This window comes from Luteolibacter algae (genome assembly GCF_042683045.1).
Lineage (GTDB): Bacteria > Verrucomicrobiota > Verrucomicrobiia > Verrucomicrobiales > Akkermansiaceae > Luteolibacter > Luteolibacter algae.
On record NZ_JBHUIT010000031.1, the window covers coordinates 376781 to 399758 of the forward strand.

General features: G+C 53.6%; 23 protein-coding genes. 12 read left to right on the forward strand and 11 right to left on the reverse strand.

Annotation, left to right across the window (positions count from 1 at the left end; translation table 11 throughout):
* Positions 1–79 precede the first annotated feature (79 nt).
* On the forward strand, positions 80–565 hold the full coding sequence (locus tag ACFSSA_RS13945; RefSeq protein WP_386821150.1) for a low molecular weight protein arginine phosphatase: 486 nt from the start codon (positions 80–82) through the stop codon (positions 563–565).
* An 81-nt stretch (positions 566–646) separates the two neighbouring features.
* Here ACFSSA_RS13945 and ACFSSA_RS13950 read toward each other — a convergent pair whose 3' ends face one another.
* A complete protein-coding gene (locus tag ACFSSA_RS13950) occupies positions 647–1087 on the reverse strand; it encodes a DUF5069 domain-containing protein (RefSeq protein ID WP_386821151.1) in 441 nt (146 codons plus the stop codon).
* A 133-nt stretch (positions 1088–1220) separates the two neighbouring features.
* On the opposite strand from ACFSSA_RS13950, the gene polX reads away from it, so the two are divergent.
* The gene (polX, locus tag ACFSSA_RS13955) at positions 1221–2954 is read left to right on the forward strand and encodes a DNA polymerase/3'-5' exonuclease PolX (RefSeq protein ID WP_386821152.1); all 1734 of its coding nucleotides are present in this window, start codon (positions 1221–1223) and stop codon (positions 2952–2954) included.
* Between the two features lie 91 nt (positions 2955–3045).
* Here polX and ACFSSA_RS13960 read toward each other — a convergent pair whose 3' ends face one another.
* The 10 genes from ACFSSA_RS13960 to ACFSSA_RS14005 form a co-directional block, all read right to left on the reverse strand.
* Entirely contained in the window at positions 3046–4113 is a 1068-nt protein-coding gene (locus ACFSSA_RS13960) for a 3-deoxy-7-phosphoheptulonate synthase (RefSeq protein WP_386821153.1), read from the reverse strand.
* 118 nt (positions 4114–4231) lie between these two features.
* A complete protein-coding gene (locus ACFSSA_RS13965) occupies positions 4232–5488 on the reverse strand; it encodes a DUF4340 domain-containing protein (RefSeq protein WP_386821154.1) in 1257 nt (418 codons plus the stop codon).
* Between the two features lie 74 nt (positions 5489–5562).
* A complete protein-coding gene (locus tag ACFSSA_RS13970; protein WP_386821155.1) occupies positions 5563–7491 on the reverse strand; it encodes a Gldg family protein in 1929 nt (642 codons plus the stop codon).
* A 41-nt stretch (positions 7492–7532) separates the two neighbouring features.
* A complete protein-coding gene (locus ACFSSA_RS13975) occupies positions 7533–8264 on the reverse strand; it encodes an ABC transporter permease (protein ID WP_386821156.1) in 732 nt (243 codons plus the stop codon).
* 80 nt (positions 8265–8344) lie between these two features.
* Positions 8345–9070 (reverse strand): ABC transporter ATP-binding protein, encoded by a 726-nt coding sequence (locus tag ACFSSA_RS13980; RefSeq protein WP_386821157.1) that lies wholly within the window; start codon positions 9068–9070, stop codon positions 8345–8347.
* Between the two features lie 203 nt (positions 9071–9273).
* Positions 9274–10575: an ATP-dependent Clp protease ATP-binding subunit ClpX gene (gene clpX / locus ACFSSA_RS13985; RefSeq protein WP_386821159.1), complete on the reverse strand. Its 1302-nt coding sequence runs from the start codon at positions 10573–10575 to the stop codon at positions 9274–9276.
* Positions 10576–10626: 51 nt separating this feature from the next.
* The gene (locus tag ACFSSA_RS13990) at positions 10627–11301 is read right to left on the reverse strand and encodes an ATP-dependent Clp protease proteolytic subunit (protein ID WP_386821160.1); all 675 of its coding nucleotides are present in this window, start codon (positions 11299–11301) and stop codon (positions 10627–10629) included.
* Positions 11302–11304: 3 nt separating this feature from the next.
* Complete coding sequence (gene tig / locus ACFSSA_RS13995; protein WP_386821161.1) at positions 11305–12645, reverse strand: trigger factor; 1341 nt, start codon at positions 12643–12645, stop codon at positions 11305–11307.
* A 132-nt stretch (positions 12646–12777) separates the two neighbouring features.
* Positions 12778–13635 (reverse strand): formyltetrahydrofolate deformylase, encoded by an 858-nt coding sequence (purU, locus tag ACFSSA_RS14000; RefSeq protein WP_386821162.1) that lies wholly within the window; start codon positions 13633–13635, stop codon positions 12778–12780.
* Between the two features lie 61 nt (positions 13636–13696).
* Positions 13697–15445 carry a hypothetical protein gene (locus ACFSSA_RS14005; RefSeq protein ID WP_386821163.1) on the reverse strand — a complete coding sequence of 583 codons (1749 nt, stop codon included), beginning with the start codon at positions 15443–15445 and terminating at the stop codon, positions 13697–13699.
* Between the two features lie 141 nt (positions 15446–15586).
* On the opposite strand from ACFSSA_RS14005, the gene ACFSSA_RS14010 reads away from it, so the two are divergent.
* The 10 genes from ACFSSA_RS14010 (at position 15587) to ACFSSA_RS14055 (ending at position 22955) form a co-directional block, all read left to right on the forward strand.
* Positions 15587–16363: an NIPSNAP family protein gene (locus ACFSSA_RS14010; protein ID WP_386821164.1), complete on the forward strand. Its 777-nt coding sequence runs from the start codon at positions 15587–15589 to the stop codon at positions 16361–16363.
* Positions 16364–16670: 307 nt separating this feature from the next.
* Positions 16671–17531 carry a hypothetical protein gene (locus tag ACFSSA_RS14015; RefSeq protein ID WP_386821165.1) on the forward strand — a complete coding sequence of 287 codons (861 nt, stop codon included), beginning with the start codon at positions 16671–16673 and terminating at the stop codon, positions 17529–17531.
* A 230-nt stretch (positions 17532–17761) separates the two neighbouring features.
* Positions 17762–18040 (forward strand): hypothetical protein, encoded by a 279-nt coding sequence (locus ACFSSA_RS14020; RefSeq protein ID WP_386821167.1) that lies wholly within the window; start codon positions 17762–17764, stop codon positions 18038–18040.
* A 12-nt stretch (positions 18041–18052) separates the two neighbouring features.
* Complete coding sequence (locus ACFSSA_RS14025; RefSeq protein WP_386821168.1) at positions 18053–18355, forward strand: urease subunit gamma; 303 nt, start codon at positions 18053–18055, stop codon at positions 18353–18355.
* A 7-nt stretch (positions 18356–18362) separates the two neighbouring features.
* Entirely contained in the window at positions 18363–18674 is a 312-nt protein-coding gene (locus ACFSSA_RS14030) for an urease subunit beta (protein ID WP_386821169.1), read from the forward strand.
* Between the two features lie 3 nt (positions 18675–18677).
* Positions 18678–20399, forward strand: coding sequence for an urease subunit alpha (gene ureC, locus ACFSSA_RS14035; protein ID WP_386821257.1), 1722 nt, complete (start codon positions 18678–18680; stop codon positions 20397–20399).
* Positions 20399–20827: an urease accessory protein UreE gene (locus ACFSSA_RS14040; RefSeq protein WP_386821170.1), complete on the forward strand. Its 429-nt coding sequence runs from the start codon at positions 20399–20401 to the stop codon at positions 20825–20827. Before ureC ends, ACFSSA_RS14040 begins: the two co-directional genes overlap by 1 nt.
* A 13-nt stretch (positions 20828–20840) precedes the next feature.
* A complete protein-coding gene (locus ACFSSA_RS14045; RefSeq protein WP_386821171.1) occupies positions 20841–21503 on the forward strand; it encodes an urease accessory protein UreF in 663 nt (220 codons plus the stop codon).
* Positions 21481–22113: an urease accessory protein UreG gene (gene ureG, locus ACFSSA_RS14050; RefSeq protein WP_386821172.1), complete on the forward strand. Its 633-nt coding sequence runs from the start codon at positions 21481–21483 to the stop codon at positions 22111–22113. Before ACFSSA_RS14045 ends, ureG begins: the two co-directional genes overlap by 23 nt.
* A gap of 8 nt (positions 22114–22121) precedes the next feature.
* Positions 22122–22955: an urease accessory protein UreD gene (locus ACFSSA_RS14055; RefSeq protein WP_386821173.1), complete on the forward strand. Its 834-nt coding sequence runs from the start codon at positions 22122–22124 to the stop codon at positions 22953–22955.
* Positions 22956–22978 lie beyond the last annotated feature (23 nt).

Sequence of the window (22978 nt, forward strand, 5' to 3'; positions counted from 1 at the left end):
GAAACGATGAATTGTCTGTGGATCGCCATAGGCTTTCGTTTGACGCATCGCTCCGGGGGACCCATCTTATCGGCAGATTATGACAGCGAGTAAACGGGTTCTTTTTGTATGCACTGGCAATACCTGCCGCAGTCCCATGGCCGAGGCACTTTTTCGCAAAGCCATTGAAGGGAGAAACGATTATTCGGTAGGTTCGGCAGGCGTGGCCGCATCAAAGGGCTCACCTTGCAGCCGGGAAACCGCCGAGATTTGCAAGGCGGTGAAAGCACCATTGGCCAATTTCAAGAGCCAGCCGGTTTCGGCCAAGTTATTGGAGGACGCCACCCATGTTTTCACTATGACAAAAGGACATCTTGCGGTGCTGGAAGAGCATTTCCCGGAGTTTTCCGACAAATACTATCTCGCCTGTGAGTTTGTGGATTTACCCGGAAAAGGGCTTGGCGCGGATGTGCCAGACCCAATTGGGATGGGAAAAAGTGCTTATGTCGAAGTGGCGAAAGTCATGGAACAAGCGATCCCGGCGATCATCGCCTATATTGACCAAACCACACCCCGCAAGGCGTAGTTGTGGTAGGCAAAAAAAGCTCCACCATCCGAAAAAATCCATCGAAAGGGGAGCCGGGAGAACTATGATATTCGGTGGAAATCAGATACGTTTTTCTTCGATATCGTATACATCGAACCATACCCGCACGATTTTATCCGCAGGGAGATTGGCGGGAATGTAATCTTCCAGGAATTCTTGCAAGTCGGGAGACATCTTGCTGATACGTTTATCGCGCATTTTGTTGTTCCACTTGATCACTTCGCTGCGCGATTTTTGTTTCGCATTTTCTTTGATCCATTCAGAGACCGCAGCGTCATCCGCACCGCTGGAAACAAATTTGCGAAAGGCTTTGAACTTGATGCCTACGAAGTCCAGCCACACAAGATCCAGCGGGCATCCGGAATGATATTCGCCAGCTGTATTGTTCAGCACGGCGCGGCATTTATCGAGTGCTCTTGCTGCGATGCAATAGCCGGCGATCGAGGTGTCACGGGGACTACGGGGAAACTCGGTGGTGAGGTCTAATGATGGGATATCCATGGCCAGCCAATGTGCCCCAGTTGCAGGATATATCCAGATCTTGATTGTGACATTTTCCGGGTGGCCGCGAGCTCTGGGGTATCGTGCTCAGCTCTTGCGTGGTGCGGCTGGGATAGACATATTTTCTCTCAAGATGAATCGGGAAAAAATGGCGGAGGTGCTGGAGAAAATAGCTTTGTTACTGGAGCTAAAGGGGGAAAATCCATTCAAAGTGCGTGCCTACAGGCAGGGGGCGGAGGTGGTAATGTCTCTGGAGGAGGATATTGTAGGGCTCGCAAAAGCGGACCAACTGAAAGGGATCAAGGGAATTGGCGAAGCGCTGCGGGACAAACTGGGGGAGCTGGCAAAAACCGGTCGTCTGGAATTTTATGAGAATCTGATAGCGGAGTTTCCCGATACGATTTTTGACTTGTTCGATGTCCAGGGGCTGGGGCCAAAGAAAATCAAAGCTCTATATGAAGCCCTGGGAGTGGATTCCCTTGAGAAACTTAAGAGGGCCTGTGAAGCAGATGAGGTAGCCAAATTGGCGGGATTCGGTGCGAAAACACAGGTTAAGATCCTTGAAGCGATCGCGGCAAACGAGAAGTTCGCGGATCGATTCACTTTGGGGGAAATCAAGCCGATGGTAGAGAATATTCTGGATACGCTCAGGCAGCATCCGGAGGTTTCACGAGTCTCGGTTGCGGGATCCTACCGGCGCGCAAAAGAGACGGTGGGCGATCTGGATTTTCTCGTAGCCACCAGACAGGGTGCCAGAGTTTGCGAAGATTTTACGACGTTACCCGAGGTTGATGCTGTCATCGCATGCGGTGATACCAAAGCTTCGGTTCGTCTTAAAAACGGTATCCATTGCGATCTCAGAGCGGTGACAAGTGCCGAGTTTCCCTTTGCCCTCCAGTATTTTTCCGGCTCAAAGGAACACAATGTCGCCATCAGATCCCTGGCCCTGAAAAAAGGATGGTCGCTCAACGAATACGGGTTGAATCCTACAGATCGAGCCACGGCCAGACCGGAAGTGAATGAGGAAGAGGATATCTATTCAGCTCTGGGGCTTCAGTTCATCGAGCCGGAGCTGCGTGAAAACCGCGGTGAAATCGAAGCTGCGATGGAAAATGCGCTGCCACGATTGGTGGAGCTAATGAATCTCCGCGGCACATTCCACAATCATACCACCGCTTCCGATGGCCGTGATACCCTAGAAGGCATGGTCGAGGAGGCGATGGAGCTAGGACTACAGTATCTGGGAATCTCGGATCACTCGAAATCCTCCGTCTATGCGAATGGTCTGGATGAAGAACGGCTCCTTCAGCAAGTGAAGGCGATTCGCGAACTGGAGGAAAAACTGGGAGGTTTCCGAATTTTTGCGGGATCTGAAGTGGACATACTCAAAGACGGCAGCCTGGATTTTGGGGACGAAATTTTGGCCAAACTCGATTACTGTGTGGCCTCGGTTCATAGTATTTTCAATCTCGATGAAGCGACCATGACGGAGAGGATTTGCCGTGCGATGGAGAACGAGCATGTCACGATGCTCGGGCATGTGACTGGACGCCTATTGCTGAAACGGGACGCCTATGTGGTGGATCACGCACGGATCATTGATTGTGCGGCGGCGACTGGGACGATCATTGAGCTGAATTGCAGCCCCATGCGTCTCGATATGGATTGGCGCTGGTGGAAGCGGGCGCGGGATAAAGGAGTTTTGTGCTCGATCAATCCGGATGCGCATTCACGGGGAGGATTGCACCATCTCGGTCTGGGGGTGAGAGTCGCCCGCAAAGGCTGGCTGCGGCGTGAGGACGTGCTGAACACCCGGTCTGTGCAGGAGGTGGAAGAGTTTCTGAAAACTCCGAAAGGCGCAAGATAAGCTCCTGTCGGCTCGCCGAGAAACGCTCATTAAAAAAGGAGAAGAGTATCAAACCCTTCTCCTTTTTCGTAAGAATGCATCCGGGAAGTTATCAGGCTTTTGCGCGGCGGTCGCGGACGGCAGCGGCAAGGACTTCCAGAGTTTCCACAGTGTCATCCCAGTTGATGCAGGCATCGGTCACGGATTGGCCTCTTGTCAGCTTGCTAAGATCCGGATCAAGTTTTTGGTTTCCTTCGACAAGGTTGGACTCGATCATCACAGAGGTGATGGACTTTGAGCCAGCTGCGATTTGCTCTGCTAGATCTTTCGCGACCAATGGTTGGTTACGGTAGTCCTTGTTTGAATTACCATGTGAGCAATCGATCATCAGGGAAAGCGGAAGATCCTGTTCACGAAGGATCGATTCCACTGCGGTGATACTTTCCGCCGAATAATTCGGGCCGGACTTGCCACCGCGAAGAATGAGGTGGCACGAAGGATTGCCTGCAGTGGAGACAATGGCGGACACACCCTGCTTGGTTACCGAAAGGAAATGATGTGGGCGGGAAGCGGATTTGATGGCATCAAGAGCGATTTGTATGGAACCACCGGTGCCGTTTTTGAAACCGACAGGCATGGACAGGCCGGAAGCCAATTCCCGGTGAATCTGCGATTCTGTCGTGCGGGCGCCGATAGCACCCCACGAGATAAGATCCGCAATGTATTGCGGGGAGATGGTATCAAGAAACTCAGTGCCGCATGGTAGGCCCATGTTGGAAATCTCCAAAAGCAGTTTTCTCGCAACGCGGAGACCTTGATTGATATCGAAGGAATCATCCAGCATCGGATCGTTGATCAATCCTTTCCAGCCTACGGTCGTGCGTGGTTTTTCAAAATAGACCCGCATGATGATGCTGAGGTCTGCCTTGAGGCGCTCCGCTTCACTTTTGAGCTTGGCAGCATACTCGAGCGCTGCCTCGGGATCATGAATCGAGCATGGGCCGACGATAACGAGTAAACGGTCATCCTTCAAATTGAGGATGGCATCAGCTTCGTTGCGTGCGTTGTGCACTACAGAAGCAGCTTGCTCGTTGATCGGTAGGTAATAGGCGAGGACCGCAGGGGAAATAAGCGGGTTGATGCCGGAAATGCGAAGGTCGTCTGTGCGGTGCTTGGTCACGGAAGAGATGGAAACCTGCCAAGGAAGCGTTGGCTAGTTTTAAGTGTCCCGCATTTGAAGCAAATCGCCCCACTGTGGCCGGTAGGACAATGGGGCGGGATGAGAGAGCAAGCTGTTGCTAGTTATCCTCGGCGGCTGGAGCTGGAGGTATTTCCACCGGATCCGAAGTAGCGGAAGTCCCTGGGGCGGGAGCTTTGTCACTTTCCCCGGGGCCGGGGCCTTTATCCATGAGGGCGGCCCGGTTTTTCAAGAGAGCATCCACAGTGAATTTGGAGACGAGGAATGTCCGTCCTTCGAGAGCCTTGGTTTTGGCGATCGACTCGCCGAGAGCCTCTTTCCGATCTGCAAACGCCTTGTCCGCGGCCTCCGCCTCCTCCTTTTTCTCGTTCTCCGCTTTTTTCCGTTCTTTCGGCAGCTCCGCGGTGACTGAAACCGTCATCAGGTAGTTCTCCGTGGTAGGTGTGGATTGTCCTGCGGCGGTTTTGTCGGGCTGAAGAGTAACCTCGTAAACGAGACCCTCGAAGGTGGTGATCGTCGCCTTTTGTAGTTTTTCGGGATTTGCTCGTTTCTCCAGATCCGCGTTGGAGATCACGTCCTCAAAACGGGCGAAAGAGAAGAGGGATTTGAGCGGAGCAGTTGCGGCGGTGTCGATTTTTACCCCGGGGAAGGCTTCGGTAAATTCGAAGTCCGCATTTTCATTGTCGCGGGTTAGCTTCCATTCGAGCTCGTCCGAGCCGGGCTGGGTAAGGGCAATGCTTTGAATCTTCTCAACCTTGATAAATTCTTCAGACAACCAGCTCTTGGGGTCTTCCGAGAGTGTGCCGAATACCTCGGATACGGCATAGAAACCGGACTCGTCGGCATAATTCCTGACATATCGACCGGTGGCCCCGCCTCCGAAGGCAGAGGCACTACTGCCTGCCGCATCGAGATTTTTTCCAAAGGCAGCCTTGGCCAGCTCTTTGCCGGCCGAGTCTTTGAAGCTGACTCGCAGACCATGCTCCGCCGGTTTGGAGGATTTTTCGTCCATGCCGAAACGTGGCGCGAAGGATGGCCCCGCTTCGATCCCCTGCGTGACCTTTAACTCGGATAGAGTTCGGAGCAGGTCATTGATCGCCCGGGTATCCGCAGGATAATCATCCCGCTCGGCGACGGTCCATTTGTCGTCCTTTTCCGTCAGCGTAGCGGTGTGTTCTGCTCCGGAGATCTCGATGGTTGCTATCTTGTCCGCAGGGAAGTCCTCGAAAAGGGTTTGGCCTGGGGCACGCTTGGTGGCTGTATTGTTTTCGTCTCCTTGCGAATGTTTTAGCAAGAGCACGGAGACTCCGAGCAGTATGGCGATTAGCCAGAGAATAATGACTGTGCGGGATTTCATGATGTTCTAAAATGATGAATAATGAGCTGTTTTATCAGTGCTAAAAGGAGTTCAGAATTAATCGATACCGGAAATTATCTGGCACGTGTGGAGGAGCGACGCTTCAGGTAAAGCCCTAGTCCGAAGAGGACTACGAGGGTCGGCATCGCCGCGACATTTAGCAGAGTGATATTGCCGGCAAGTTTGTCTTTTTGCCGGCGGAGATCCTTCTGCTGCTCCCGGATAAGGCGTGAGTATTCAACCTGTTGCTCGCGGAATTTTTTGATTTCCGCCTCTTGTTCCGGAGAAAGATAGAGCTCCGTGCCTTGGGCTTTCTGTGCCTGCAGCTCTTGGAGTTTTGCCTGGGCTTCATCCATTTTCACCTGGAACTCCTGGATCTTGCTGCCGACCTGTTTGTTGAATTCCGCTTCCATCTCCTGGACGACGGTAAAAGGGCGGCGTGTAGCAGCCCTAGACCGGGAACCGATAAGATACTTGGAACCGGTGGCTTGATCGAGAAGGTTGAGAAGAAGGGTGGCATTACCATTGGCGGGTGTTGCCATTTGAACTCCTCCGAAGTTCTGCACTGTGTAGGCAAAGCGATCGTAGAAAGCATCCACGTCAGCTACAAGAAAGACGTTGCCGTCTTTCACTGCTTCTTTGAGCGAAGCGTCAGAGGTTTTTTTATCAGCGGACGTTTCTTTATCAGAGTCTTCGTTTCCGGCGGTTGTGGCTTCATCAGATGCTTCTGCTTCCTCCTTGGCGCGAGGGTCCCCTTCGGGGAATGCGGTTTTGAACTTACCGGAAAGATGGGTTAGCAAGTCGAAAGCTATTCCCTCGGGTCTGACGGAGGTATCGAGCGATGGGTCCAAACGTGAGGCCTTGAGTGAATCGACAAAGCCCGCACGGTTCGAGGAGCGCATCAAGGTATTGATCGAGACGCCTGGATTGCCTTCCTTCTTGAATGCGCCGGGAAGATAAAGTGTTACCGAGCCAAGAGCATTGGTGATGATGTTATCTTTCTGGGGCATATCCCGTTGAGGAATGCTCAGCACGGCTATTCCGTTGCGGTTGCCACCGAGCATCGTCGCATTGACCGGATCCGCGAGAACTTCGTTGGACTCGAATTTCATGCCCCAGGCTTGAAGAAGGGTGGGGAGAGTGGAGGTGGCCGGGGCACCTTGCTGCCCGGTCATCGGGTTGCCGCCTCCGACCATCTGCGCTGCCACAGAGTAAGCATCCAGACAGGCGACGACGGTTCCACCATTCAGTAGATATTGATCCACCAGGTATTCGGTTTCCTTGCTGATACCCGCAGGGTGGAATAGCAAAAGAACCTTGATTTCGTCCGGATCGATTTTTTCAGGCGTCATACCTAGATCTTTGAGATCAAAGGATTGCTGCAGTTGCTGGTAAATCACCCAGGACTGCTGGGGTGGCTGTCCGGGCATCATGGCCGGAGACCCTGCGAGATCCAGTGCGGACATGACTCCGATGACAGGTTTCACAGGGGTTGTGACCTCGGCAATAGCTTTGGAAATCTGGTATTCGAGCATCGTTTCCTCATTTGGATCCAGAAATGGGAGGACCACCTTTTTATCCAATGCGGAGACAGCCAACCCGAGAAAAAGATTGTCACCATTGATTTGCTGTCCGGAGATGCCATCCAGATTCGCGGAGTCTTCGGCATCGGTATCAGGCTCGGGATCGAGGTTCTCGATACGTAGTTTTCCGTTGGAAAGGTTGGAATACTCCTTGAGCAAGTCATCGACACGGCGGATGTGAAGCGTTACCTGCTCCGGCATATAATCGCTATTACGGCTGGCGTAGTAACGAATAACCACGGGAGTATCCAGCTCACCGAGAATCGATTTGGTGCCATCGGAAAGTGTATGGATTTTGTTTTCCGTGAAGTCAGCACCGCGGTTCCCCAAAGGAGTGAGCGAGATCAACCAGTTGGCGAGGATCGCGATTGCGACGAGGGCGGCAATTCCTAGTGCGGCACGTGATATGGGAGATTTCATAAGGGTAAGTTTTGAAATGACGGTAATGGAATGATGGAAGGTTATGCGCGTTTTGCGCCGAGAATCGTGGAAGTGCCAAGTAGGCAGAGACCGATGAAGCTGGCGAACCACACAAAATCCTGGAGCCGGAAAAGTCCGCGGTTAAGCGAGGAAAAATGATCCCAAACCCCGAAGGTAACGATGGCCTCGACGGTGGACGATGAAGTCGCTTTTGCCATCTCCCGTGTGAAATCATCGTATCCGCAGAGCACCATCAAAGTGCAAATGGTGACAGATACGATCAGGCAGACGACTTGATCCCGGGTGCATGCGGAGACCAGCATGGTGATGGCCAGGAACGTGCACGAGACCAGAAATGACCCGATATAGCCGGAGAAAATGGCCCCGTTGTCCGGACTTCCAAGATAGTTTACAGTTAGGACGATCGGGAATGTCAGCGCCAAGGCCACAAGACTGACGGTGGCCGCGGCAAAGAATTTCCCGGTGATCGCTGACCAGAGCGAGACCGGAAAGGTCCCGAGGAGCTCGATGGTCCCGTTGCGTTGCTCATCCGCCCAGAGCTTCATGCCTACAGCAGGCGCGATCAACATGTAGAGCCACGGATGCCAGAAGAAGAAGGAGTATTCCAGCGAGGCATCACCCACCCGCATGAAGTTGCCGAAGGTGAAGGTGAGGCCTAGTGAAAGGATGAGGAAGATGACAATGATCGCGTAGGCCGTGGGCTGTGCGAAGTAGGATTTTAGTTCACGTTTGAAAATTGTCAGAGAGGACATAAATGGAAAAAGGGTAAAAGTGATCAGTAGGTGAGTGCTTCCATCGGAATCATGGAATTCACCATGTTCTTGGAGAATTCTTATGCTGCCGTATCAGTGGTGGTGACTTTTCTGAACAGATCTGTCAGTGATCCGCTTCCAGATTGAGCGATGAGCTCCGATGGCGTTCCATCTGCCACGATCCTGCCACGATCCACGATGACCGCCCGCGTGCAGGCAGCTTCCACTTCTTCGAGGATATGTGTGGAAAACAGGATCGCTTTCTCTTCGCCGAGACGCTTGATCAGCTGCCGGACCTCGTATTTCTGGTTCGGGTCGAGACCATCGGTTGGTTCGTCAAGGATCAGAACCTCCGGATCGTGGAGAAGTGTCTGGGCGAGGCAGGTCCGGTGGCGATAACCTTTGGAAAGGGTATCGATGGACTGGTGGGCGACACCTGTCAGAAAGCATGTTTCGATCGCTTTTTCCACCGCGTCATTTTTTGCGCTGCCCTTGAGTTTACGGACTTCAGCGCAAAATTTCAAGAAGCCGATGACAGTCATGTCATTGTATAGGGGAGCGGACTCCGGCAGATAGCCAATTTTGGTTTTAGCCTCTGCGGGATTTTCGACCATGGAAATACCGCAGATTTTGGCATCTCCGGCGGATGGTGGGATGAATCCTGTCACCATACGCATGGTTGTCGATTTTCCGGCACCATTGGGTCCCAGGAAACCGAGGACTTCGCCCTTCTCCACAGTGAATGAGAGGTTATCGACGGCGAGCTTGCTACCGAAGTGTTTGCTAAGTTTTGCTACTTCAATCATGGGTGTGTCTCGTAGTTGGGGAAATGGAAAGTGGTTTTATCCAACCCTGTAAATTTTGCGACACCGGAGTAGGTTTTTGTTTAGGAAAAATCCGGAAAAAACGGAAAAATCACGCGTCTCCGGAAAAGCAAAAAGCGGACGAATCAATCGTCCGCTAAAAAGACCAAGCCCTGACGGCTAGAAAAGGAAGGTGCTGATTATTCCTATGCCGCATCTTCGTTGGCGTCGGATTTCCGACGGCGCATGGATGGCGGTTTGGTGCCTTCTATGACATGGCGGTTGATAGATACCGCCTCGATATCGCCACGCGATGGGACGTCGAACATGATGTCGAGCATTAGCGCTTCGAAGATCGAGCGCAGGGCGCGTGCGCCTGTTCCGCGTTCAACCGCCTGTTTTGCAATGGCACGCAGCGCATCACGGGTGATCCGGAGCTTGACGTTGTTGAGTGCGAGTTGCTTGGAGTATTGTTTGACCAAAGCATTCTTCGGCTCTGTAAGGATTTTTACCAACTCATCCTCGGTGAGCTTCCGCAATGAGGTAATGACGGGGAGACGGCCGATGAACTCCGGAATCAACCCGAAGTGGAGCAAGTCTTCCGGCAGGACTTTCTCAAGAATTTTCGAGTTTGTCGCATCGAGGGAATCATTTTTGGTGTCGCTGTGGAAACCGAGTGTCTTACTGCCCAAGCGACGGCGCACGATATCTTCCAGCCCGACAAAAGCTCCACCGCAGACGAAAAGAATCTTCTCCGTGTTGATCTGGATGTATTCCTGTTGGGGGTGCTTGCGTCCTCCCTGAGGGGGAACGTTGCAGGTGGTGCCTTCGAGAATCTTCAAAAGCGCCTGTTGGACACCTTCTCCGGAAACATCGCGGGTGATTGATACGTTTTCGGTCTTGCGGCCGATTTTATCGATTTCATCGACGTAGATGATGCCACGCTCCGCACGCTCCACATCGAAGTCTGCCGCTTGGAGAAGGCGGAGAATAATATTTTCCACATCTTCCCCGACATAGCCTGCCTCGGTAAGTGTGGTGGCATCCACAATACAGAAAGGAACATCGAGAACCCGGGCCAAGGTGCGTGCGAGCAAAGTTTTCCCGGAGCCGGTGGAGCCCAACAATAGAACATTGGACTTTTCGATCTCAACATCCTTGAACTCCGCGGATATTGAGAAGTTGTTCTGATTGAGACGGAGGTAGTGGTTATAAACAGCCACGGAGAGCACGCGTTTTGCGGTCTCCTGGCCGATCACATAGTTGTCCAGCTCAGTGAGTAGCTGGGCGGGAGTGGGAATATCTTCCTTTTCGTGTGAAATTTTTCCCTTTCCCTTCTTCGAGCCTCCGGTGCTCTCAGGTGGATTCAGTTCCTTTGCAAGGATGTTTCCGCAAACATCCACGCATTCGTTGCAAATGTAGACGCCCGGGCCTGCGATGAGTTTTTTTACCTCTGAGTGGCTCTTTCCGCAGAAGGAGCACATGGTAAGATTGGAAGCACGGGCCATTTGTTATATTAAAACTAAAATTCTGAGAACTGGAAGACTGAAGTGTAAGGCTTACTCGGCGAGTTTCTCCTGAACGCTGTCAGGAAGCTGCTTGCGGGACTCGAGGACTTTATCGACGAGACCGTAGGCGACGGATTCTTCCGCTGTCATGTAGTTGTCCCGGTCGGAATCATGCTCGATTTCCTCGACGGTTTTGCCGGTGTGATGGGCAAGGATTCCGTTGAGGCGCTTCTTGAGATTGAACATGAAGCCGATGGTGCGCTCCACATCGGATGCCGTGCCTTGGGCGCCGCCGGAAACCTGATGGATCATGACGTGGGAGTTAGGCAGACAGTAGCGTTTGCCCTTGGTCCCCGCGGTGAGGAGGACTGAGCCCATTGATGCGGCGATGCCGATACAATAGGTGTTCACGTCACAGGTCAGGAACTGCATGGTATCATACATCGCGAGGCCTGCGGTCACGGAACCGCCGGGACTGTTGATGTAGATGTGGATGTCCTTTTTCGGGTCCTGCATTTGCAGGAAGAGGAGCTGGGCGATCACGGAGTTCGCCAGACCATCGTCGACGGCTGTGCCGATAAAAATAATACGGTCCTTGAGCAAGCGTGAGTAGATATCAAACGCGCGCTCACTGCGGCCATCGGACTCGATGACCGTAGGGATGTAATAACTGTTCTGCGGGGCGCCGTGGGAGCCCGAATGATTGGATGGTGGGAATAGATTCATTTTTTACTCGGCAGGTGTTGCTTCGAATTCCTCTTGGGAAACTTCAGTCACCTTCGCCTGTTCCAAAAGGAAGTCAATGGTCTGGCCAATAAGCATCGAGTTGCGGATGGACTGGATCTGATTGTTCTTCTGGAGATCCTTGATGACCTTTTTGATCGGCTGTTTGCGGGACTCCGCGATTTTTGAGATGTGACCCAAAAGGTCTGTATCGGAAACGCTGATTTTCTCGGTGTTGGCGATTTCCTGGAGGAGGAAGTTCGTGCGAAGATTTGTAAGTGCCCGCTCGGTGGCGACATTGAAGATTTCTTCCTGGTTGCCGGCCATTTCCTCATTGGAGGCACCGGCTTTTGTGCCCTCGCGGACGAGCGCGTTTGCCTGGTTCTGGGTCTCGCGCTGGACGATTTCCTCGGGAAGCTCGAAAGTTACCACCTTGTTGAGGTGTTCGACGATTTGGTTGACCTTCAATTCGTTGATTTGCTTGGTCTTTTCCTGGGACATGTTGTCGCGGATCATGTCCTTGATGTCCTCAAGCGTTTTGCCAGGCACGAGTTTTTCGGCAAACGCGTCGTCGAGTTCCGGAAGTTTTGCGGTTTTGATACCTTCCACAGAAGTGTGGAGAACGATTTCCTTGCCGCGGAGGTCTTCGAAAGGGAACTCGTCGTCCAGAGTGATGGCAACGTCCTTTTTATCTCCTTCTTTGAGGCCTACGAGTTGCTCGGCATAGCCGGGGAGGAAGGAACCCTCTTTGATAGGGAGCCAGTGGTTCTCGCGTTTTGCGAGATATTTTCCTTTTTCGCCGATTGCCTCATCGAGTGGTGTGCCATCAAGAGTGGTGGTAAAATCGACAACCGCGATGTCGTCGTTCTGGAGTGGGCGGTCCGCCACATCTTCAAACTCCGCAAGGCGCTCGCGAAGATTTTCAAGTTGTTCGCCCAGTTCCTCGTCGGTGATATCTGTGGAAGGAGCCTTTACCTCGATACCTTTGTATTCCGGGAGTTCGAACTCCGGAGCGAGGATGAGTTTGGTTTCGAAGGCGATTGAGCCGTCTTCGCGCTCGTCGAGCTTGTCCGGGAAGCCGAAGTCGAGAACCTTGAGTTTCTCTTGCTCAAGGGCTTGATCACAAGCTTCACCGAAGAGAGCGTCTCTGAGCTCTTCTGAAATTTGTTTGCCGAAACGTTTTTGAATCACGTTTTTGGGAGCTTTTCCCGGGCGAAATCCTGAGATTTTTGCTTGGGAAGCATAGGACGAGGTGATGGCCTCACGTTTGGCTGCAACATCGGCGGATGGAACTTCCACGTTGAGGGTTGCGATGCATTTTGGCTGTTTGTCGACGACGATGTTCATAAAGGTTCTGCGTTGGGGCGGGGAAACTAGAGCCAGTGGGGAGGGCTTGGCAACTGGATTTGTTCGCAGTTGGCCCGCGTGTTTGGCTCCGATCTGCTGATCAGTGGGTTTGGTTGGGGAAAACCGGTGGGTTTAGTCAGGAAAAACAATCGCGCGGTGCCCGTCGATAATAGTGCGATCGTGAACGTGATAGCGGATACCTTTTGCAAGCGCGATGCGTTCACAATGACGGCCGAGGCGGGAAAGATCCGAGGGGCTGTGGAAATGGGAGACTCTGTCCACCTCCTGTTCTATAATGGGGCCGGCATCAAGGTCAGCCGTTACATAGTGGCACGTGGCACCGATGAGTTTCACTCCACGGACGTGAGCCTGCTTGTAGGGATTCGCCCCGATGAAGGCAGGCAGGAAGGAGTGGTGGATGTTGATAATACGGCCGGAGAACTCCTGGCAAAATGCGTCGGGGAGGATCTGCATGAAGCGGGCGAGAACGATTAATTCCACGTTTTGTTTCACGAGAAGGCTGCGGATTTGCTGGAAGCCAGCTTCCCGCTTGTCCCCGTCCATATCAATTTCATGGAAAGGCAGGCCTGCTTGTTCCGCGATTTGGCGGCAATTGCCACGGTTCCCGATTATCGAGGTGATTTCAATTGGGAGCTCGTTGAGGCCGGTGCGCCAGAGAATTTCGTTGAGGCAGTGGTCGGTCTTTGTCACCAGCACGGCCGTCTTCATTTTATAGGGAAGCACGCGAAAGTGCCACGTCGCTTGAAGTGACCGGCCGAGCGTGCCGAAGCCGCTTTTGAAGTCCTCGATATCGACATTAAGGTTCGAAGTATCGATCTCAAGACGGGCGAAGAACTTTTTTTGCAGCTGGTCGGAAAATTGACTGAACTCAATCAGATTCCCGCTGTGTGATGCTACGTATGAAGCAATTTTCGCGACAATCCCGGGGTGGTCGGGAGAAGAGAGCTTGAGAATAAGGCCGGGGCGCATGATAGGGGGTCGATTTTTTCGGGAAATTGTTTGGCAAGCGTGAGGTAGGCAGGCGAATGGATTATTGTGCGTAAAAAATCGCCGCTGCTTCGCGGGTGTATGAACATTTTTTACTGGCTTGGTCGAGGAGGTTTTTCTCCGTGCTCCGCCCCCGCCAGCCATGGTAGGCGGCAAGGGTTTCGAAAGAGGCGTTCAGCGAGCCTTGCATGGGATTGTGAAGGCGTAAATCCACCTCGGTGTTTTCCGGCAATCCCAGAGGATAAAGCATGCCAATCGCGTCCAGCCGCTCCAGTCCGGCGTGATAAAGCTCGCCACCGCTAAGCGCCAGTCCCATGAGCATGTAATGGGGATGGATCCAACGCACTCCGATAACCTCCGTGCCGTTTGCCGTATAGCCTGCTCCCGGCATACCCGCCTCGCCGGCAGATACCCCGAAGACTCCCTGTTTTGCTGCGGATGTCTCCGGCGCTGACTGCTGGAAATAGGCGATCTGATCCGCGAGAAGAGCCTTGCGGGCCTCCGGCCAAGAGATGGATGAGATCAAATCTTTGTCCGTCTTATCAAAATCCGGATAAAGCAGACTCTGGATCTCTGCAATAAACCCCACGCCACGATAGACCTCGCCGCTGTTGGTCATCTTCGGTATGGCGGATTTTCCTCCGGGAGTCATGGCTTGGAGTGCCAGGACGAGAGCTGTCTCTCCACCCCAATCGCGCCATCTTCCGGCTAGCATCGTGTGGCCGTCGTCCAGGAATCCGTGGGTGATCCAGCCATCGGTATCGGTCGCCCCCGGAAAATCGAGATCGGCGATCATGCCGCCGACTTCTTCCTGTAGATCGGTCCGGCCGAGAATTTCCGTAGCCAGTAAAAGGGCCTGGAGCGAAATGGCGGTATCGACCGTGCTGAACTCCGTCCCAGGGTGTATGGAAATTCTGCCGGATTCTCCTTTGGAGACGAAATGTGGAAGAAAACCGTGGGATTTCGGCAGTTTACGGATTGCCTTGATGGTGCGTTCGATTTCCGCGCTAACCGCCTCCCTGTCCAGAATTCCTTCGGCTGCCCCCAGCGCGCTGCAAAGTGCGTGATATCCTGTCGATGCGATGGAATCAAAAACACCTGCGGGAAGATGCCCGCGATCCCGGGTGAATCCGCTATCGGGATCATGACAGCGCCGGATTTTTCCAAGGGAAATCCGAAACGCCCATTCCTCCGGGCTCATCTCGGGGCGTTCTGCCAGAAAGCCTATGGAGGAGATTCGCAGTTCCGCGCCAGGCTCGGCGATCCAGTTCATGAATTTGATCCGTTTGGTCAGGTGGGATGGAATCGGCAAAGCGCTTGCAATCGTGTGCTGCGTAGCGAGCTCCAACGTGTTGCTCCAAATGATCTCCCGGTTCACGTCGGCAAGTTCAAGGCGCAGGCTGCCAAAGCCACTGGCATTTACGCTGAGAGCGCGGATTCCCGTCCGTCGTTCCCGGGGGGCTTGCAAGCCTACGAGGTCGGTAGGATCCAGAGTGCGGGATGAATCCGCCGCCAGGCCTGCCAGCGAATGCCATGCGCCTGTCCACTCACCATCCGGACGGACGTGGATGACGCCGTTGCGCGAGTCGATACGGGCTCCACCGGGGCCCATCCAGCCAAAGTCCGAGGCAAAATGTGTGAAGTTTTCGAAAGGGTTGATGATGGGGGCTGCATCGGGTCTGTCTCCGGGAAAGGAGATGGTGTAATCGATAATCGGCTGCCACACCTGAGCAGCCGGCGCGGACTGGAGAAATAGTGATAAAAACAGGCTGGGCAGAATCACGCGGAACACGCGGCAATACTTTCTTTGATTTCCAGAGCTTGCAAGGATTTGCCGATACCTCTGCGGCATGGCTTCCCCGGTCATTTTTTGGAACGGATATGGTAAAAAACTATTGGTTGCGGTGTGGAGGCATGGCGACATGATTGCGTCATGTCAAAATTACTAAAATTGATTGTCAGTATGGTCGCTGTATCCAGTTTTTCCGCGGCATCCGCCGAGGAGCCAGCCGATGGGCGGGTTTTCGAGCTTCGCACCTATCAGGCGAATCCCGGGAAACTTGATGCGTTGCTGTCCCGTTTCCGGGATCATACCTGCATGCTTTTTGAAAAGCACGGAATGACGAACATCGGCTACTGGGTCCCGGTCCAAAATCCGGACAACCTTCTTATTTACTTGCTGGCGCATCCGGATCGGGAGTCGGCGGCTGCCTCCTGGAAAGCATTCGTAAATGATCCCAAGTGGAAAGAAGTCGCAGCGGCATCTCAAAGGGACGGCAAACTGGTTGGAAAAATCGATAGCGTTTACCTGAAGGCGACCGATTTCTCGAAGGGCTTCGAACAATTTTCCAAGGGGGAGGGAGAACATATCTTCGAGATGCGCACTTATACTGCCACTCCGGGGAACCTGCATGCGTTGCTATCCCGTTTCCGTGATCACGCACTCAAATTGTTCGAAAAGCACGATATGCTCAATGCAGGGTATTATAGCCTCCTTCCCGATCAGGCGGGAGCTGATAAAACCCTGCTTTACTTTCTCGGCCACGGAAGTGTGGAGGGGGCCGGGAAATCCTGGGATGCCTTCCGTCAGGATGAGACCTGGGTGGCCGCAAAAAAATCATCCGAGGAGAAAGCCGGGGGATCACTCACCGCGGATGGAGGCGTCCAATCCTTGTTTTTGAAAGCCACGGATTTTTCCCCGGCCAAATAAGCGGAAGGTTATCTGCGCACGACTGAATGATCGAGCCACTGGAATGGTAGTAGATGGGCTTCGTGTAGTGGAGGGAGCGCCGCGGTAGGCCGGTTCCCCCGATGAAAGGAGCGGAGACATGGAAAGCGTGTCTGTCCGCTCCTTTCTCTGTTCAGGGGTGGTGAAGTAATTTCATTCATAGTTGGCTCATTTGCAGTGGGTTTGGATTCATGATGTTTTCCTGATTTTTCATTTGATGGCATGCCAAACGCTAATCTTCGGGTGAGCCTCCCAATTCGCACATGGCTCCTCAACACACAGCTGAACTATGAAAAATCAATACCATCGTAACTTCCTTCAATCCGCAGTTTTTACCGCAGCATTGTCCGGAAGTGTCGCTCTCGCAGGTCCTATGGAATCCGCCCCTGCGGCTCCCATGGAAATCGCGGATACGGATGTCGTTTCCGGATCCTTCAACCTGGACTTCAACTCCCACTTTTTCTCCTACGGTAACGATGTTTGGAACGATGGTGACGATGCGTTCAGTATGGGGCTGTATCCGTCCGCAGAGCTCGCATTTGCCCTCCCTGCCGGTTTCACTGCCACGCTCGGGATCTGGGCGGAAATTCATGATAAGGATCGCCCGAATACTACGGCCACACTTGGCGGCGATATTCTTGAGGTGGATCTCTGGTATGGTCTTTCCTACACGTATGAAAAATTCACAGTTGGGGTGACCTATCAAAACTGGTTCTACGGAAATGACACGGAGGATATCCTCGATATCTCCCTTTCCTATGACACCTTTCTTTCTCCGTCTTTGACGATTCACAATCGGCTTGATGCAGGTGCCGCCGGTCCTGCCGGAGGTGATGAAGGAACCATTTTGGTTCTTGGACTGGAGCACGGAATCGAAGCGGGACCGGTCTCGATCTCCTTCCCTTTCAGTCTCGCTTACTTCGTTGATGATGGTTACCACGCGGCATCCGGTGATAGTGGCATTGGTTTTGCCTCCATCGGTGCCCAGGCATCCCTGCCTCTCAATAGCATCATTGGCGATGCCTATGGCGACTGGTCTCTAAACGCCGGGGTGACCTACTACCTCACTGACGACGATGTCATTGGACAAGGGGTCAACACGGAAGATAGCTTTTTTGCCACCAATATTGGCCTCGGTCTCTCCTTCTAATTTTTACTAAGACTCCCTGTTGTTACGGTTGCGTGCGGGAGGGTTTTGGGGTGTGAGAGCGCCTCATACCTTCCCGCATGTATCGTGAAATCCGGGAGAGGATTTTCTTTCGGAAACTCCTCACTCGAACCAGTTCTCATTGTCACAGAGTCCTTGCCGCCCCGGAAAACGGGAAGGCAGGGACTTTTGTTTTTGGCACGGGCCATGCTTTCCCGTGTTTAGTGAAGACTATGAAAACAATGAATAGGAACTCTAGCCGAGCTGCCGTCTTAGGCTTGTTTTTGTCCTCGGCTGCTATCGTTTCAGCTCATCCTGGCCCCCCGGGACATTATCACCCCTACGAGGTCGATGAGTTTGATGAGCCGGTCACCGAGTTTTCCGCAAAACCATTGGAGAGTGATTTCGATCTGGGCGGCTTATTGGTTCTCACGGGAGTGGCGGCTTGCCTGGGCTTTGCTTTTTTTCAAAAGGACGGTGGCATTTGGTCTGATGCAACCTCCCGCCACTGATTTTTCCACATCATGCATCTAAGCCCAAGAGAGCAGGAAAAACTGCTGATTGTCGTAGCCGCTGATCTTGCCCGCAGGAGGATGAATCGTGGATTGAAGCTGAACCATCCGGAGTCTGTTGCTCTCATTACCGCAGAAATCATGGAGGGTGCGCGGGACGGAAAATCGGTTTCCGAGCTCATGAGCTATGGGACTACCCTGCTGCGGCGGGATGAGGTGATGGAAGGCGTGGCCGAGATCATCCACGATGTTCAAGTGGAAGCAACCTTCCCGGACGGCACAAAGCTCGTCACCGTCCACAATCCGATCCGTTGAAACAGAAATGATACCAGGAGAAATCATTACGCCGGAAGGTGCAGCGGATATCGAGCTCAATGCCGGTCTGGATACGATGGAAATCGTCGTCGAAAACCGTGGCGACCGGCCGGTGCAGGTGGGCAGTCATTTTCATTTTGCCGAGGTGAATGCCGAGCTGCATTTCGACAGGGCGGTGGCACGTGGATTTCGGTTAAATATTCCTGCAGGCACCGCTGTCCGCTTTGAACCCGGGGACAGCCGGGAAATTCCCTTGGTGGCGTTCGCCGGGAAACGCGAGATCCATGGCTTCAACTCTGCGGTTAATGGAAAGATTTGAATGATGAAACAAACCCGAAAAAATTACGCGGGGACTTTTGGCCCGACGGTGGGTGATCAAGTCCGGCTGGCTGATACCGAGCTTTTTATCGAAGTGGAGCGGGATCTGATCGCTGAAAACGGTGGCTACGGAAATGAAGTAAAGTTCGGCGGAGGTAAGGTCATCCGCGATGGGATGGCGCAGTCGCCACTGGCGCTTGATGCGGATTCCCTCGATCTCGTCATCACAAACGCTTTGATCCTTGATGCCGCACACGGAGTGATCAAGGCGGATATCGGGATCAAGGCCGGTCGTATCATCGGTGTCGGCCATGCGGGGAATCCTTTGTTGCAGGATGGTATCACCATGACCATCGGAGCGGCAACGGAGGTTATCGCCGCAGAAGGCTGTATCGTCACAGCAGGTGGGATCGATACACACATTCATTTCATTTGCCCGCAGCAGATTGAGCATGCAATGGCAAGCGGGGTGACCACGATGCTGGGAGGGGGCACCGGCCCTGCGCACGGGACTTTTGCGACAACCTGCACTCCCGGAAAATGGAACATCCACCGGATGCTGGAAGCGGCCGAAGCTTTTCCGATGAACCTGGGATTCCTGGGAAAAGGTAACTGCTCTTCTCACGAACCCTTGCGCGAGCAGGTGATGGCCGGTGCGATAGGACTGAAACTTCACGAAGACTGGGGGACCACGCCGGCCGCGATCGATAGCTGCCTGACTGTTGCGGATGAAATGGATGTCCAGGTGGCGATCCATACCGACACGCTTAACGAAGCGGGTTTTCTGGAGACGACTTTGGAGGCCTTCAACGGTAGAACGATTCACACTTACCATTCGGAAGGCGCCGGCGGTGGGCATGCTCCGGATATCATCCGCGTATGTGGAGAGGCCAATGTTCTGCCATCTTCCACAAACCCCACCCGCCCATTTACTACGAACACCATTGACGAGCATTTGGACATGTTGATGGTTTGTCATCATCTCGATTCCCGCATTCCGGAGGATGTGGCGTTTGCCGAGAGCCGTATCCGGCCCGAGACGATCGCGGCCGAAGATCTATTGCACGATATGGGAGCGATTTCCATGATGTCGAGCGATAGCCAGGCTATGGGAAGGGTGGGAGAAGTCATCACCCGGACCTGGCAGACGGCGCATAAAATGAAGGTCCAGTTTGGCAAGTTGGAGGACGAAAGACATCCTGCCGCAGACAACTTCCGGGCGTTGCGCTATGTCTCAAAATACACGATTTGTCCTGCGGTTACTCACGGGATCGCTCACGAGGTCGGCAGTATCGAGCCTGGAAAACTGGCGGATATTGTGATTTGGAAGCCGGCCTTTTTCGGGGTGAAACCGGAGACGATTCTCAAAGGTGGTCTCATCGCCTGGGCAAACATGGGAGACCCCAATGCATCCATCCCGACGCCACAGCCCGCGATCTATCGCCCACAGTTCGGGGCTTTTGGTAAATCGATTTTTGCCACTTCTCTCACATTTGTTAGTGCGCTTTCTTTGGAGAGCGGAGCACTTGATCCCCTGGGGCTGCAGAAGCGGTTATCAGCGGTGAAGAATTGCCGCAAGGTCACCAAGCATGATCTTCTCTTCAACAATGCGTTGCCCAGGATCACCGTCGATCCGGAAACTTACAGCGTGGTGGCCGATGGCAGGGAGCTTCGCTGCGAGCCTCTTTCAGTCTTGCCGATGGCACAGAGATATTTCCTTTTCTAATGAGGCTGATCGAAAAAATGTTGGCCTCCCGTTCTGAAAAGGCTGCCGGGGATCGTGTCGAGCTGGCAGTGGAGAGACGCTTGTTTTTGAAGCGCCGTTGGCGGGGAGTCGCCGAGGATGGGAGCGAGTTTGGCTTCGACCTGGAAAGTCGGTTGATCGACGGCTGCGTGATCTATCAGAATGGGGGAAAAGACTACATCGTCCGCCAGCTGCCGGAGCCGGTTTACGAAGTCCCTTTCACAGATACCGCCCATGCTGCCTTGGTCGGCTGGAAGGTGGGGAATCTTCATCTTCCGGCACAGGTGATGATGGGAGCGCTTCGGGTGCTGCACGATGAAGCGATGGCACATCTGTTAGCGCGGGAGGGATGGGATTTCTCTGAGCCTGTCGTCATATTCACACCGATGAAAGCCATCGCTCACAGCTGAATTTCCATTAACGATGAGTGACGGACTGCTATGGCTTTTGCAATCAAATGATACCGGTTATCCTTCGGGTGGATACGCTCATTCATATGGCCTGGAAGAGCTTGTGCGAGCCGGGGTCGTGACTACAGCAGACGAGCTGGAGCGATACCTGATGCGGCAGGTTTTACCGGCTCTGCTGAAGTTTGAGCTGCCGTTTTTCGCCCGTGCGCATGCTGCGGCAGTAGAGGGAGATTCCGTGCTGCTGGCGGAGCTGGACGCGGAGCTGGACGGCTGGCGGATTGCTGCCGAGTTACGCGATGCCAGCCGCCGTGTGGGTTCGCAGCGCCTGGGATTATTGTGCGAGCTGGATGGCGATCCCTTGATCACCGATTTCCAGAAAAACTGTCCCCGTGCGCACCATCTTGTCGTGACGGCTCTTGAACTCCGTGGCGTGGGCGTGGGGGATGCCGCACGTGCTTTTTCCTATCAGGCCGTGGTGGCAGGGACTGCTGCTTCGATGAAGTTGATGCGCATCGGCCAGACCGCATGCCAGGGAATTCTCTACCGCGTGCTCGGCGCGCTTGGCACCAGAATCTCGGATTCGTTGGAAGCCGAGATCGATGGATTTTTCAACCCCTTGCTAGAAATAGCTTCACTCAAACATGCAGTTTCCAATGAACGACTTTTCATCTCCTAATCAAAATAAAAGACCCTTCCGGCTAGGTGTGGGTGGTCCTGTAGGCTCGGGCAAAACGATGTGCGTATTGCGCTTGAGCGAGTGGCTGAAGACGGAGGTGTCGCTCGCCGTGATCACGAATGATATTTATACCCGCGAGGATGCGGAGTTTCTCCTGCGGGCAAACGTGTTACCTGCGGATCGTGTCATCGGGGTGGAGACAGGCGGGTGCCCACATACCGCGATCCGTGATGATACCAGTATGAATATGGCAGCCGTTATGGATCTGGAGAGCCGACATCCCGATCTGGAGCTTATCCTTATCGAAAGCGGAGGAGACAACCTTTCGGCAACGTTCTCCCCGGAGCTGGTCGATGCCTACATTTATGTAATAGATGTCGCCGAGGGTGATAAAATTCCACGAAAGGGTGGCCCTGCGATCCGCACAAGTGATCTGCTGCTGGTCAATAAAATCGAGCTCGCGCCGTATGTGGGGGCTGATCTTGATGTCATGGCGCGGGATGCGAAGACACAACGCGGCGAAAAGCCTGTCGTGTTCGCTGATTTAAAATCGGAGAAGGGCAAGGAAGAGCTTCTCGGCTGGCTGAAGCACGAATATCTTTTTGTCTGATGCAGCTAATGACTGGAAATTCTCTCAGCGGGCATTTGCGGCTGCGCTGCGAGGTGCGGGCAGACGGGGTGCCGTTCCTTTCCCGGCAGAGTTTCCGTGCGCCGGTGCATCTGAGTAAGTCGCATGTGTCCGAGGATGGCTCGGAGCTGGTGGTGACGGTGATCAATCCCACTGCCGGTTTTTTTGATGGAGACCGCTTGCTCAGCGACATTTCTGTCGGCGCCAAAGCCCGCCTGGTAATGAGCACTCCAAGCTCTTCACGGGTGTTCCGAATGCGGAAGTATGACGGAAAGGCGGCGATTTGTGAGCAAAAGTTTTCAGTCGAAGCCGATGGGTTTCTTGAGTGGATCCCCGAGGCATTTATTCCCCATGCGGGCGCACGCTACGTGCAGCGCACGGAAATCGAATTGGAGCGGGAGGCTGGATTGCTTTTCATCGATTGGATCTCGCCGGGAAGGGTCGCGCATGGGGAAATCTTCCAATACGAGAGTCTGCGCTGGGAGTTCGATCTGAAGATGGCGGGTAAACTTGTGGCGCGGGAGCGCTATGAAATGCCGGGAGAGGGCCTGGAGGGGATTACCGCGATGTTTGAGGCGGGGCACTATATTTCCATTTATGTGGCTGGAGAAATGCAGGAAAACTGGCCGGCTTCGGAGATCGATGCGCTCAGCGGTGCGGACGTTTACCTGGGGCACGGTGCTCTTGAAGGAGGGGAGGTGAGAGTTGTCCGAGCGTTGTGTCGTGACAGCTTGGCCGCTCGACGCTTAATCGAGCGGCTACGGAGCTTGCTTTACAAAAATGCCAATCTGAAAGCTCCCTCTCTCGGGCGTATTTTCATGTGAACGGAAAACCCGGCATCGGCGGG

Coding starts and splice junctions, on each gene's coding strand:
- ACFSSA_RS13945 (WP_386821150.1), top strand. CDS start 80: ATGACAGCGAGTAAACGGGTTCTTTTTGTATGCACTGGCAATACCTGC.
- ACFSSA_RS13950 (WP_386821151.1), bottom strand. CDS start 1,087: ATGGATATCCCATCATTAGACCTCACCACCGAGTTTCCCCGTAGTCCC.
- polX (WP_386821152.1), top strand. CDS start 1,221: ATGAATCGGGAAAAAATGGCGGAGGTGCTGGAGAAAATAGCTTTGTTA.
- ACFSSA_RS13965 (WP_386821154.1), bottom strand. CDS start 5,488: ATGAAATCCCGCACAGTCATTATTCTCTGGCTAATCGCCATACTGCTC.
- ACFSSA_RS13970 (WP_386821155.1), bottom strand. CDS start 7,491: ATGAAATCTCCCATATCACGTGCCGCACTAGGAATTGCCGCCCTCGTC.
- ACFSSA_RS13975 (WP_386821156.1), bottom strand. CDS start 8,264: ATGTCCTCTCTGACAATTTTCAAACGTGAACTAAAATCCTACTTCGCA.
- ACFSSA_RS13980 (WP_386821157.1), bottom strand. CDS start 9,070: ATGATTGAAGTAGCAAAACTTAGCAAACACTTCGGTAGCAAGCTCGCC.
- clpX (WP_386821159.1), bottom strand. CDS start 10,575: ATGGCCCGTGCTTCCAATCTTACCATGTGCTCCTTCTGCGGAAAGAGC.
- ACFSSA_RS13990 (WP_386821160.1), bottom strand. CDS start 11,301: ATGAATCTATTCCCACCATCCAATCATTCGGGCTCCCACGGCGCCCCG.
- tig (WP_386821161.1), bottom strand. CDS start 12,645: ATGAACATCGTCGTCGACAAACAGCCAAAATGCATCGCAACCCTCAAC.
- purU (WP_386821162.1), bottom strand. CDS start 13,635: ATGCGCCCCGGCCTTATTCTCAAGCTCTCTTCTCCCGACCACCCCGGG.
- ACFSSA_RS14010 (WP_386821164.1), top strand. CDS start 15,587: ATGTCAAAATTACTAAAATTGATTGTCAGTATGGTCGCTGTATCCAGT.
- ACFSSA_RS14015 (WP_386821165.1), top strand. CDS start 16,671: ATGAAAAATCAATACCATCGTAACTTCCTTCAATCCGCAGTTTTTACC.
- ACFSSA_RS14020 (WP_386821167.1), top strand. CDS start 17,762: ATGAAAACAATGAATAGGAACTCTAGCCGAGCTGCCGTCTTAGGCTTG.
- ACFSSA_RS14025 (WP_386821168.1), top strand. CDS start 18,053: ATGCATCTAAGCCCAAGAGAGCAGGAAAAACTGCTGATTGTCGTAGCC.
- ACFSSA_RS14030 (WP_386821169.1), top strand. CDS start 18,363: ATGATACCAGGAGAAATCATTACGCCGGAAGGTGCAGCGGATATCGAG.
- ureC (WP_386821257.1), top strand. CDS start 18,678: ATGAAACAAACCCGAAAAAATTACGCGGGGACTTTTGGCCCGACGGTG.
- ACFSSA_RS14040 (WP_386821170.1), top strand. CDS start 20,399: ATGAGGCTGATCGAAAAAATGTTGGCCTCCCGTTCTGAAAAGGCTGCC.
- ACFSSA_RS14045 (WP_386821171.1), top strand. CDS start 20,841: ATGAGTGACGGACTGCTATGGCTTTTGCAATCAAATGATACCGGTTAT.
- ureG (WP_386821172.1), top strand. CDS start 21,481: ATGAACGACTTTTCATCTCCTAATCAAAATAAAAGACCCTTCCGGCTA.
- ACFSSA_RS14055 (WP_386821173.1), top strand. CDS start 22,122: ATGACTGGAAATTCTCTCAGCGGGCATTTGCGGCTGCGCTGCGAGGTG.